Annotated in this window: 11 protein-coding genes; 9 read left to right on the top strand and 2 right to left on the bottom strand. The window is 70.9% G+C overall.

Annotation, left to right across the window (positions count from 1 at the left end):
• The first annotated feature begins 25 nt into the window (after positions 1 to 25).
• Positions 26 to 682 (top strand): potassium channel family protein, encoded by a 657-nt coding sequence (locus ABEE00_RS20450; RefSeq protein WP_345747018.1) that lies wholly within the window; start codon positions 26 to 28, stop codon positions 680 to 682.
• A 188-nt stretch (positions 683 to 870) separates the two neighbouring features.
• Entirely contained in the window at positions 871 to 1,164 is a 294-nt protein-coding gene (locus tag ABEE00_RS20445; RefSeq protein WP_345747017.1) for a dsRBD fold-containing protein, read from the top strand.
• A gap of 55 nt (positions 1,165 to 1,219) precedes the next feature.
• On the opposite strand, the gene ABEE00_RS20440 is transcribed toward ABEE00_RS20445, so the two are convergent.
• Entirely contained in the window at positions 1,220 to 2,149 is a 930-nt protein-coding gene (locus tag ABEE00_RS20440; RefSeq protein ID WP_345747016.1) for a universal stress protein, read from the bottom strand.
• A 373-nt stretch (positions 2,150 to 2,522) separates the two neighbouring features.
• On the opposite strand from ABEE00_RS20440, the gene ABEE00_RS20435 reads away from it, so the two are divergent.
• The 5 genes from ABEE00_RS20435 to ABEE00_RS20415 all read left to right on the top strand — a co-directional run bounded on the left by ABEE00_RS20435 (position 2,523) and on the right by ABEE00_RS20415 (position 7,665).
• Positions 2,523 to 3,740: a globin domain-containing protein gene (locus tag ABEE00_RS20435; RefSeq protein ID WP_345747015.1), complete on the top strand. Its 1,218-nt coding sequence runs from the start codon at positions 2,523 to 2,525 to the stop codon at positions 3,738 to 3,740.
• A 156-nt stretch (positions 3,741 to 3,896) separates the two neighbouring features.
• Positions 3,897 to 4,388, top strand: a complete 492-nt coding sequence (locus tag ABEE00_RS20430) for a Gmad2 immunoglobulin-like domain-containing protein (protein WP_345747014.1) — start codon at positions 3,897 to 3,899, stop codon at positions 4,386 to 4,388.
• 192 nt (positions 4,389 to 4,580) lie between these two features.
• Positions 4,581 to 5,312: a response regulator transcription factor gene (locus ABEE00_RS20425; protein WP_345747013.1), complete on the top strand. Its 732-nt coding sequence runs from the start codon at positions 4,581 to 4,583 to the stop codon at positions 5,310 to 5,312.
• A 175-nt stretch (positions 5,313 to 5,487) separates the two neighbouring features.
• The gene (locus ABEE00_RS20420) at positions 5,488 to 6,483 is read left to right on the top strand and encodes an Acg family FMN-binding oxidoreductase (RefSeq protein ID WP_345747012.1); all 996 of its coding nucleotides are present in this window, start codon (positions 5,488 to 5,490) and stop codon (positions 6,481 to 6,483) included.
• A 585-nt stretch (positions 6,484 to 7,068) separates the two neighbouring features.
• Complete coding sequence (locus ABEE00_RS20415; protein ID WP_345747011.1) at positions 7,069 to 7,665, top strand: response regulator transcription factor; 597 nt, start codon at positions 7,069 to 7,071, stop codon at positions 7,663 to 7,665.
• A 563-nt stretch (positions 7,666 to 8,228) separates the two neighbouring features.
• Here ABEE00_RS20415 and ABEE00_RS20410 read toward each other — a convergent pair.
• Entirely contained in the window at positions 8,229 to 9,206 is a 978-nt protein-coding gene (locus tag ABEE00_RS20410) for a pirin family protein (protein WP_345747010.1), read from the bottom strand.
• Positions 9,207 to 9,331: 125 nt separating this feature from the next.
• Between ABEE00_RS20410 and ABEE00_RS20405 the strand changes: the two genes are divergently transcribed.
• Together ABEE00_RS20405 and ABEE00_RS20400 are read left to right on the top strand one after the other, a co-directional pair.
• Positions 9,332 to 10,147, top strand: a complete 816-nt coding sequence (locus ABEE00_RS20405) for a FadR/GntR family transcriptional regulator (protein ID WP_345747009.1) — start codon at positions 9,332 to 9,334, stop codon at positions 10,145 to 10,147.
• A 269-nt stretch (positions 10,148 to 10,416) separates the two neighbouring features.
• On the top strand, positions 10,417 to 11,376 hold the full coding sequence (locus tag ABEE00_RS20400; protein WP_345747008.1) for a dihydrodipicolinate synthase family protein: 960 nt from the start codon (positions 10,417 to 10,419) through the stop codon (positions 11,374 to 11,376).
• The last annotated feature ends 36 nt before the right edge of the window (positions 11,377 to 11,412 follow it).

The following is an 11,412-nucleotide window of genomic DNA, read 5'->3' as shown; positions in this document are numbered from 1 at the left end:
TGATCTGGAGCAGGGAGCCGCGGACATGAGAGTGCTCATCGCCGGCGCCGGACGGCTCGGCACGCAGATCGCCCAGGTGCTCGGGGCGGCCCACAACCAGGTCACCCTGCTCGAACGCGACGAGGACCGGGCCGCGCACCTCGCGGATACGCTGCCCGCCCGTCTGGAGACGGGCGACGCCTGCGAGCCCTCCGTGCTGGAGCGCGCCGGGGCGCTCACCGCCGACCTCGTGATCGCCACCACCGGCGAGGACGAGGACAACCTCGTCATCAGCCTCCTCGCCAAGCGCCAGTGCGCGGTGGAACGGGTAGTGGCACGCGTCAACGACGCGGAGAACGCCTGGCTCTTCGACCACCGCTGGGGCGTGGACGCCGCCGTACCCGCCGCCACGCCCCTGGTCTCCCTCATCGAGGAGGCCACCAGTACCGCGGACACCGTGGCCCTCCTCCGGCTCAGCAAGGCCGGGGTCGATGTGATCGAGACCAGCATCACCCCGCACTCGCGGGCGGTCGGACGCACTCTCGCCGACCTGCCCGTGCCCGAGGGCACCGTGGTCGCCGCGGTCATCCGGGAGGGGCAGCCCACAGCCCCGCAGCCCAGCCTTCGCCTCGCGGCGGGCGACGAAATCCTCGTAGTCTCCCACTCCGCCACGGAACGGGAAGTGCGCGAGGTCTTCCAATGACCTCCACGAGCGGAGCCTCGTACGGCACCGCCCGCCCGTACGAAGGCCGGTCGCCGCGTGAAGAGGCCCGCTCGGCCCCATGCACCACCACCCCGGCAGCACGACAGTGAATCCGTGCGGTGAGGAAACCCCCGAGACGACCCACGGATCCCTCTTCGTCGGCAGAAGACCGACTCAGGAGGAGGCGAATGATGAAGGAAACCACTAGCGCCGAACGCGCCTCCGTCAAAGACTGGAAGCTGCAGATCCACCTGTTCGAGCAAGGTCCGGTGACCTCTGCACACGTCGTGCTGGACACCGGCGACAACGTGCTGGAGAAGCGCGCCGAGGCCCATCGCAACCCGCACGACGCCTCGGTGCCCGAAATCGGTGACGAACTGGCCGTGGGGCGCGCATTGATGTCCCTCGCACAGGAGCTGCTGAACACCGCGGTGGAGGACGTCGAGGGAATGACCTCGATGCACGGGGCCGACAGGCTCTGAGGCCCGGCCGCCCGACACGGGTCGGGCGGCCCGTGAGGCGCCGGCTCTTTCGCCATCAGTGATGCGGCACCACCGCGACCGGTGCGCCCGCGTGGTGCAGTGCCGCGTGGGTGACCGGGCCGATATGGCTGCCGAGCGGCGACTTGCGGATCCTGCGGCCGACGACGACGAGCGCCGCGTCCCGCGAGGCGTCCGCGAGCGCGGGGCCCGCGCCGCCGACCGCGGTCCCGGTCCGCACCGTGACGTCGGGGAACTTCTCCTGCCACGTCCGCAGCACTTCGGTCATCATCCGCCGTACCCGCGCGGCCACTTCGGCGTTCGCACCCGTCTCGAGGATGCCTCCGTAGCCGAAGGAGGGCGGCAGGCTCCAGCCGTGGACCACCCGCAGGAGAGCGGCGCGACGCAGAGCCTCCTCGAAGGCGAACTCCAGGACGGCGTCGTGCGGGTTGTCCAGGTCCAGCCCCAGCACGATGCTGCCACCGCGGATCCCGGGTGAGATGACCTCTTCCTCGGCCAACGGGTGGGTGCCCTCGCTCCGTTCACCACTCCGTTCGTCGCCTCGTACGAGAACGACGGGACGTTCGGTGCGGGAGACCACGCCCAGTGCCACGGAGCCGAGCAGGAAGCCGGTGAGCCGGGCGAGCCCCCTGGAGCCGAGGACCAGGAGCTCGGCGTCCTCGGCCGCGCCCAGCAGCACCTGCACCGGGTCGTCCGCGTACTGGTGCGCGCTGACCCGCAGCCCGGGGTGGCGCCGCGCGAGCCGGGACGCCGCTTCATCCAGCCTGAGCTCGGCGTCTTCGCGCTGGGCTTCGAGCTCCTGCTGCGACCAGACGGCTCCGGCGAGCGAGGCGTAGTACGGACCCGGGTTCCAGGCGTGCAGGAGCCGCAGGGGCACCTCGCGCAGCAGCGCTTCACCGGCGGCCCAGTCGGCCGCGGCAAGGCTGGCGGGGGAACCGTCGAGACCGACGGTGAGGGCACAGGGCATGAGGGCCTCCTTCAGACATGTGCCGCCAGTCTTGGCACTGCACATCCACCGCAGGAGGGGCCTCACGTCCCTGCCGGTGGGCCGAGAGGACCAGCCCGCGGCTGAGGACTGCGCGAGGCTCCACCAGCCGACCGCAACCCGGCCGCGAGAGCGCAAGTGGGAATCCACGCCTCGCCGTTGGGCCCTCTCCGCTTCCGGATTCCGGGGCCGTGGTGACCGACTTGGTGGGCCGATCAGCCCTGCTTCGCTCCGGGCGAGGATTCGGCGCCGAAGTATCGCCCGAATCCTGGTACATACACCTCGTCGCGTATCTCGTCGCGCCCGATGCATCGCGGCGCTCTTCATCCCTCTCCCCCCTGTCCTGGGAGGCGTCATGCTGTCCGCCGAATCCGCCGCCGTCGTCCGTGCCACCCTGCCCGCCGTCTCGGCGGCGCTCGATGAGATCACCACGCGCTTCTACGCCGCGATGTTCCGCGACCGGCCGGAACTCTTGGACGGGATGTTCAACCGCGGCAACCAGGCCGACGGCAGCCAGCGCCGCGCCCTGGCCGGCTCGATCACCGCCTTCGCCGGCGCGCTGCTGGAGAACCCTCACGCGCGCCCCGACACCCTGCTCGTGCGCATCGCCCACAAGCACGCGGCGGTCGGGGTCACCGACGACCAGTACACCGTCGTGCACAAATACCTCTTCGGCGCGATGGCCGAGGTCCTCGGCGAGGCCGTCACCCCGCAGGTGGCCGCGGGGTGGGACGAGGTGTACTGGCTGATGGCCGGCGCCCTGATCGGCCAGGAGGCCCGCCTCTACCAGGCAGCGGGCGTACAGCCCGGGCAGGTGTGGCGGCAGTGGGAGGTCATCGAGCGCCGCACCGAGACGCCGGAAGCGGTCTCCTTCCTGCTCCGCCCGGCCGACGGCGAACCGGCCCCGCCCGCACGCGCTGGCCAGTACGTGAGCGTGCGCGTGCGCATGCCCGACGGGGTGCGGCAGGCCCGCCAGTACAGCCTGTCCTCGGAACCCGGCGGGCAGCTGCGGCGCATCACCGTGAAGCGGGAGGCGGGTACGGCCGCCACCCCGCCGGGCGAGGTCTCCACCCTCTTGCACGACCGGGTGGAGGCGGGCGACGAAATGACCCTCTCCGCGCCCTTCGGCGACGTCGTCCTCGACGATCCTGCGGACGCCGCCGCCCCGCTCGTCCTGATCTCAGCGGGCATCGGCTGCACCCCCATGGCCGGCATGCTCGCCCATCTCGCCGCCCTCGACTCGTCCCGCCCCGTCCTGGTCCTGCACGCCGACCGCTCCCCCGCCCTGCACGCCCTGCGCGCCGAGACCCGGCGGCTGGTACGGGAGCTGCCGGACGCCCGCGCCGTGTTCTGGTACGAGCGCCCCGGTCCGCAGGAGCCCGCGGCCCACACCGGGCTGATGGACCTGGGCGCGATCGGCGAATTGCCCGAGGAGGCCACGGTGTTCCTGTGCGGCCCGCTGCCGTTCATGCGCCACGTACGCGCACAGTTACTGGGCGCCGGAGTGCCCGCACGGCGCATCCGGTACGAGGTCTTCGGCCCCGACCTGTGGCTGCCCGCCGCGACGGACTGAACCGCCCTGCACGGCTGGGGCCCGGCTCGCTCCGAAGGACCGCTGTGGAGCGGGTACGAACGGCCCACCACTCTGCCCCAACGGCCTGCTCTCCCGCGCCCGGGAGGGGAGTTGAGTGAGGGCCGACAGCGCACCCCTTCTGTGGCAGGAGGAGCCATGACGAACCGTATCGACCAGCCGCGCCCGCTCGACCTCGTCGGCAATCCGGTCCAGGTGGGCGGAGTGGGCACCGGCTACGAGGCCACGCTGTACTACCGCATCGGCGAGGGACACGACGAGCTGACCGGCCACTTCCAGGCCGGCGGAGGCAGCGGCGAGCACGGCCAGTTCCAGATCCAGGTCGACACCGGGCACGCGGCGTTCAAGGCCGAACGGCTCCTCGTGCAGGTCTTCGAGGTGGACCAGAAGGACGGCAGCGAGATCCACATGGTGACCGTGCCCTGCCTCTACGGGCCGCTGATCGTGCCCGGCTACTACGGCTACCGGGAGCACAAGGTCCTCAAGGGCGACACCCTCTCGGCCCTGGCCAAGACGTACTACGGGGACGCCTCCCTGTACACGCGCATCGTCCGCGCCAACCCGGACCAGATCACCGACCCCGGCAAGATCTTCCCCGGGCAGGTGCTGCGCATCCCCATCGGCTCCTGACACCGCGGCAGCGGGCTACCGGACCGGACGCGCTCCGGCCGTACGGTGGTCGTCGGGGTCAGGTGGAGCAACAGCACGGGGCCGCACGCCCAACCTCCGTACCAGTAAGGACCGTTCGGCCCTGGTACACACGGCCCGCTTCCCGGGAAGCTCAGGCACACCACCGGTGGACGAGGTTTCAGGGGAAGCAGAATGACGAGCATGCGGGAGTTCTCGGCTCAGGATCCCATCAGGGTCTTCCTGCTGGACGACCACGAGGTCGTACGGCGCGGGCTCGCCGACCTCCTCGGCACCGAGCAGGGCATCGAGGTGGTGGGCGAAGCCGCCACCGCCGCACAGGCATTGGCGCGCGTACCCGCCTTGCAGCCTCACGTCGCCGTACTGGATGTGCGCCTTCCGGACGGGGACGGGATCAGCGTGTGCCGAGATATCCGCTCCCGACTGCCCGGCACCGTCTGCCTGATGCTCACCTCTTTCGACGAGGAGGACGCCCTGCTGGACGCGATCATGGCGGGCGCCGCGGGCTACGTGCTCAAACAGATCGAGGGCGCGGACATCGTCGCCGCCGTACGCACCGTCGCCGCAGGACGTTCCCTCCTCGATCCGGCCACCACCGCCCGCCTGATGAACTCCCTGCGCGAGGAACCCGCCTCCCCCGCGCCGCAAGACCCGCGCCTGGAGCAGCTCTCCCCGCGTGAGCGCGACATCCTGACGCTGATCGGCGAAGGACTGACGAACCAGCAGATCGGGCGGCGCCTCTACCTCTCCGAGAAGACCGTCAAGAACAGCATCTCCCGCATCCTCAGCAAGCTGGGCGTACAGCGGCGGGTACAGGCCGCTGTCCTGGCGGGCCGCATGGACCAGCCCGCGGACGAGGGGAGCGGACACACCGGGACGGCCGGTAACCGGCATGGTCACCGCTGAGGAAGGGGTGGTCAGGACGCCGTACGGGGCAGCCCTACGACGACGCCGGCCGCACTTCGTGACAGCAACCGCGTGAACCGCGTGCAGTGGTCGCCTCGCAGGCACACAGGTGCGCACACGGCCTCCGCGGGTACACGGCGCAAAGCCGGTCGGCAAGCGGCAAGGAGGGACGACAGTGCCCCCGCAACAACTCGACGCCACGACGGTGACCGCGTTGGTTCGCGAAGCCACGGCGGCTCCGTCCATGCACAATGCACAGCCCTGGCGCTTCCGTTTCCTCACCGGCGAGCACCGTCTGCTGCTGCGCGGCGATCCGCAGCGGGCCATGTCCCACTCCGACCCCGCGGACCGTGCCCTGCACATCGGCTGCGGGGCCGCCCTGTTCACCCTGCGCGTCGCCGCCGCACACACGGGCGTGGCCGCCCGGACCCGCCTCCTGCCCGACCCGCACGACCCGCTGCTGCTCGCGGCCGTCGAATTGACCGTCGCCTCGGGCCCTCACTCCGATGAAGCTTCCCTTCTGCATCTCCACCCCGCCATCCCCCAGCGGCACAGCAGCCGCTACCCCTTCGCCGACCAGCAGATTCCCGAACAGGTACAGGCCACCTTGCGGGCCGCGGCCGCGCGGGAGGGAGCCTTCCTCGCCACCCCCGGCGCCTGGCACGCCGAGGCCGTGGTGGAACTGGTCCGCGACGCGGAGAGCCGGGACGCCGTCTCCCCCGCCGCCCGTGAGGACCTGGAGCGCTGGACCCGGCTGGGTCCGGAGGCCGACACCGCGGTCGACGGCGTTCCCGAGTACGCCTTCGGGCCGCGCCGGCGAGGGGGCAAGGCGCCCCAGCGGGACTTCGCCGGGCGCAGTCCTGTGGCCGATCGCGGCACCACCGCCTTCGAACACATCCCGCACCTGGCCCTGTTGAGCACTCCCGGGGACACCCCGGCCCACTGGCTGCGCGCGGGCCAGGCCATGCAGCGCGTCCTGCTGGAGGCCACCCTGGCCGACCTGGCCACCTCCCTGACCTCCCATCCGCTGGAGAACGCCGATCTGCGGCCGCTGCTCCGCGACCCGCTCTCGGGCCCCGGCCATGTGCAGATGGTGCTGCGCCTGGGCTACGGCCCGCGCGGCCCGGCTACCCCTCGCCGCCCCGTACGAGACGTCCTGGACATCGTGTGACCGGGCACGCAGCCGTACGAGGCCTCGCATCACGTCCGCACTGCCCATCGCTCCCCGGCGAGGGGAGAGCAAGCGCTGCTGAAAAGACCCCGCCAAGAGAACCAGCCTCCCCGCTCTCCTGACCCCGCGATTCCGGTGGCCGGGATCGGACCGTTGCCGCACCGGCAAATCCCCGGCCCCACAGGCACAGGCCGGCAAAGGGTCTGCTGACAGGCCCCAGGAGGTCGTCGAGGATGGACTGGTGCGGGGCGAACCAGCCAGCCAAGAACGGCCGGTACTCTCATTCTTTGCATGTGCAGCGCCTACCTTCTTCGCATAACCGATTCGCGGCACGGGTAGAGCGCGTCAGGTACAGGGGAAAGCGCCGGGCAACGGCAGGTACGCAGAGCGACCGATACGCACGACCTATCCGATGCGGTATGGGGAACGCTCCTGCAGCGACCATGAGTTAACCCAGCCGGTTCCAGGCCATCCCCATGCCTTCATGCGCTTCGACAGAGTGGCGCACTCTCCGGCCTCCGCGACGCACGCGTCGGAACATCGCTGCGGTAATCAAGCAAACCCGGGCACAGGGAGGGGCGATAGGTGATCCAGGTACTCCTGGTACACGATGTGGGACTTCTCAGGTGCGGGCTGGCCGCGCTGATCAACGGTGCGCCCGACATGGCCAGCACGGCGATCCCTTGGCATGAAGCACTGCACCACCCCGGAACTCCTTCGGCAGACGTATACGTGGTCGACGCAGACACTGCGACAACGAGCACCCCGCACAGCCTGGCCGCACTTCACCACGGCACTGGAGGCAGGATATTGGCGCTGGCCGGCCAGGACCGGCCTGGAGCACTGCGGCGCGCCTTGGACGCCCGAGCGCTCGGCCTGATAGCCACGAGTGCCGGTCCTGAACTGTTGCTGACCGCGATACGAGAGGTCGCTGCCGGCAGGCAGTTCGTTGACCAGTCGCTCGCCGTTACGCTGCTGCACGCTGACGAAGCTCCCCTGACTCAGCGGGAGTTGGCGGTCCTCCGGGCCGCGGCCCAGGGAGCCTCGATTCCCGAGATCGCCCAGCACCTGAGCCTGGCCCAGGGCACGGTGCGCAACTACATCTCCGCCGTCACCCGCAAGACCGGCGCCCGCAACCGCGTCGACGCCATCCGCATCGCCCAGGGAACGGGGTGGCTGTGAGCAGTCATGCCCACCCATCGGGCCGGTAGCGACGCGGGGACGGTGGGCACAGACACCTCGGGCCATCCCGGTACTGCCGCAGAGGGGGCGACCGACGGGCGGCCTGAAGAACCCACGGCGAAGACCGCAAACGTCGAGAGCCGCGGCACCAGCGAATGTCCCGCGCTCCTGGGGTGCGCCGAAGAAGGCGCAGATTTGTCGAGCCCCCACAAGGACAGAGCGCCAGAGAGCAAGCGCGGGCCACTCCCGGCACCTAGCTCGCTGAGCCCGTTTCGTCGCCTACAAAGCACGCGTCCACCTCCAGTCGACGCTCGGTCACAGCTCTGGCATCGCCCGGGCACGTTCGGGCAAGAGCACCGACGGCTAGAGCTGACGCACCGTCACGAAAGTCAGCATTAGGTCAGCATCAGGATGACCAGACCCGGCCACGGGTGGCGACACATGCACATCGTCTCCGTAGCGCATCACGTCTCTGCGAGCAGTTCGCAGACGGAATTGCACGAACGTGAGCGCGTACTTGCCCGCCCCGCTAAGAAGTCACCGCATCAGCAGAAAACCGCTGATCAACGCGCCCCACCCCGGGGTTTGAGCGGCACATTCGGCAACTCAGGGGCGGGCAGTGGCTCGCCGTCGTACCCCTTTACTTCGCCAAACCTGCGGCCGGACATCCAGTCCTCGCGGGCCCGCTTGATATCGTCGTGCGAACCGCCGACGAAGTTCCACCACATCACGATCTCCTCCCCGAACGGCTCTCCGCCCAGGAGGATCAGGCGGGACTCCTCGTCGCTGTCGTTCGTGAGGGTCAAGTGGTGTTCGCCTACCGGGACATAGCCCAGGTCGGCTCGGGCCACCGGGGTGTTCTGGACGGTGATGTCGCCCTTGTCGACCAGTACGCCGTGCTCGTACGTCGGGTCGACGTCCAGCGAGACCGTGGCGTGCGGGGCCAGGTGGATCTCCGCGCCGAGGAGCGGGGTGTAGACGCGTACCGGTGAAGTCTGGCCGCACAGGCTGCCGATGAAGACGCGTACCGTCGCGGACCCGCAGGTCACCGGCTCGGGGACGTGGCCCTCGAAGCCGCGGGGCACGTCGCGGTCCCGCGCGGGCAGGGCCACCCACAGCTGCACCCCGTGCAGAACGGTGGTGTCGGAGGTCGAGACCTCGGAGTGGCAGATGCCGTGCCCCGCGGTCATCAGGTTGATCTCCCCTGGCCGCACCATGGCGTGCACGCCCGAGCTGTCGCGGTGCTCGATCTCCCCCGCGAACAGCCAACTCACCGTCTGCAGGCCGATGTGCGGGTGCGGGGCCACGTCCATGCCGCCGCTCACGGCGACGTCGTCGGGCCCGTAGTGGTCGGCGAAGCACCAGGCGCCGACGAGGGAGCGGGCGCGCTGCGGGAGCGTGCGGCGCACGTTCATCGCGCGCGGGCCGCCGAGCGGCACGTCACGCGCGGTGAGCACCTGCACCGCTGAGGGCTCGGGCGTCTCGGGCGCGTGGCCGCTCGCGCAGCGCAGCTCCTGCGGGCGGGTCTCGGCGTTGCTCATCGCGTGCGGTCTCGCTCTCCTCGTAAAGGGGCAGGTCAGATCAGGGTAGTCACAGGCCCGGGATCCGCGGGGCGATGGCCCGTAGGATGCGGGGCGTACGAGGTCAAGACGTGAGGAGTGGGCGCGTGCCGGAGAATCGGCCCGGCAGGCAGCTGCTGCGGCAGCGGGTCACCGAGCGGATCAAGCGCTACATCCTCGACGAGGGACTGCGCCCCGGAGATCCGCTGCCCACCGAGGGCGAGCTGTGCGAGACGCTGGGCACGAGCCGTTCCAGTGTGCGCGAGGCGATGAAGATCCTGCACGCGCTGGACATCGTGGAGGTGCGGCACGGTTACGGCAGTTACGTCGGCCGGCTGAGCCTGTCCTCGGTCGTCGAGTCCCTCACCTTCCGCGGCATGCTCAGCACCAGCGACGACCTGCGGGTGATGGCCGACCTCATCGAGGCGCGGGAGCTGTTCGAGCGCGGCATGGCCGAGCGCATCGTCTCCGCGCTGGACGACAAGCGGCTGGCCGCGCTGGACGGCCTGGTCGAGGACATGCGCGCGAGCTCCGGCCAGGCGAACGGCCCCGACTTCGTCGCCGCCGAGCGCGGCTTCCACGCACACCTCGCCGACGCCTCGGGCAACGAGCTGATCGGCCAGCTCTCCCTGGCCTTCTGGGATGTGTACGCGGTGGTCGCCCCGCACCTCGACCTCGCGACGGCCGACGACCGGCAGGAGACGGTGGCCGCGCACCAGCGCATCGTGGACGCGGCCCGCGCCGGTGACGCCGGGGACTTCGCCACCGCCGTCACCGACCACTACGCGCCCGTACGCCGCCGCCTGCGCGAAGCACGATCGCAAAGCCCCGAGAGCCAACAGAGCGCGCAGGGCCCGCAGGGCCCGCAGAGCCCGCAGAGCCCGCAGAGCCCGCAGAGCACCGAGGACGCGGAGACCCCGTAGAGCGCGCGAAGCCGGAGAACGCGCGAACGCCGCAGAACGCGCAGAACACGCAGAGCCCACAGCGCCCGCGAAAAGCGCAGGGCACGCGAAACGCGCACACCCCGCACACCTCCGACGCGCTCTGAACACCCGCACGCCCGCAGACCCTTGACCTCCCCGCCCTCGGTCGGCATCGTGACTCGTGAGGTAGGACATCTGATGTCTTACGTCCCGGCCACCCGCCCGCACCCGGCCCTGGAGCCCTGGAAAGCCCTGGAGGAAGAAGCCGCATGCCTCTCACCACACCCCTGCGCGGGGTCGTCCCGCCCGTCTGCACACCGCTCGACGCCGAGGGCGAGGTGGACACCGGCTCGCTCGCGCGGCTCGTGGAGCATCTGCTCGACGGTGGGGTGCACGGGCTGTTCGCACTGGGGTCGACCAGCGAGGTCGCGTACCTCGGCGACGCGCAGCGCGCCACCGCGCTGGACACCGTCGTCCGCACGGTGGCCGGGCGGGTTCCCGTGCTGGCAGGTGTCATCGACACCACCACCCCGCGCGTGCTCGACCACGCGCACGAGGCCGCCGCACTCGGCGCCGACGGCCTCGTGGCCACCGCGCCCTTCTACACCCGCACCCACCCGCTGGAGACCGCCCGGCACTTCCGGCGCCTGCGCGAGCGCACCGCGCTGCCGGTGTACGCCTACGACCTGCCGGTATCGGTGCACAGCAAGCTCTCCCCCGCACTCGTACGGGAGTTGGCCGAGAACGGCACGCTCGCCGGGCTCAAGGACAGCAGCGGCGACGAGGGCGGGCTGCGGCGCCTGCTCGTCGAGCTGGGCGGACGCGAGGGGCGCGGGAGCGGCCCGGCGCCCGGCTTCAGCGTGCTCACCGGTTCCGAACTGACCGTGGACGCCGCACTGTTGGCGGGCTGCGACGGCGTCGTGCCGGGCCTCGGGAACGTCGACCCCTCCGGCTATGTCCGGCTGTACGAGGCCGCCGCGGCCGGCGAGTGGGCGCAGGCCGCCAAGGAACAGGAGCGGCTCGTGGACCTCTTCGGCCTGGTGGACGCGGGCCCGGAGGCGGAGATGGGGCGCAGTTCCTCGGCTCTCGGCGCGTTCAAGGCGGCGCTGCGGCTGCTCGGCGTGATCGAGTGCGGCGACACCGCGTTCCCGCAGGTCCAACTGGGCGCGGAGGCGATCGACTTCGTCGCCGGCCGGCTGCGCGCCGCGGGGCTCAAGCCGCGCGCGTAAGCGCCCCGGAGAGCTTCACCTTCACCCCCGTACGAC

Source organism: Streptomyces odontomachicola (assembly GCF_039605595.1).
Lineage (GTDB): Bacteria > Actinomycetota > Actinomycetes > Streptomycetales > Streptomycetaceae > Streptomyces.
This window is presented reverse-complemented; position numbering and strand designations above follow the sequence as displayed.

Coding starts and splice junctions, on each gene's coding strand:
- ABEE00_RS20450 (WP_345747018.1), top strand. CDS start 26: ATGAGAGTGCTCATCGCCGGCGCCGGACGGCTCGGCACGCAGATCGCC.
- ABEE00_RS20425 (WP_345747013.1), top strand. CDS start 4,581: ATGACGAGCATGCGGGAGTTCTCGGCTCAGGATCCCATCAGGGTCTTC.
- ABEE00_RS20400 (WP_345747008.1), top strand. CDS start 10,417: ATGCCTCTCACCACACCCCTGCGCGGGGTCGTCCCGCCCGTCTGCACA.
- ABEE00_RS20440 (WP_345747016.1), bottom strand. CDS start 2,149: ATGCCCTGTGCCCTCACCGTCGGTCTCGACGGTTCCCCCGCCAGCCTT.
- ABEE00_RS20430 (WP_345747014.1), top strand. CDS start 3,897: ATGACGAACCGTATCGACCAGCCGCGCCCGCTCGACCTCGTCGGCAAT.
- ABEE00_RS20445 (WP_345747017.1), top strand. CDS start 871: ATGATGAAGGAAACCACTAGCGCCGAACGCGCCTCCGTCAAAGACTGG.
- ABEE00_RS20435 (WP_345747015.1), top strand. CDS start 2,523: ATGCTGTCCGCCGAATCCGCCGCCGTCGTCCGTGCCACCCTGCCCGCC.
- ABEE00_RS20410 (WP_345747010.1), bottom strand. CDS start 9,206: ATGAGCAACGCCGAGACCCGCCCGCAGGAGCTGCGCTGCGCGAGCGGC.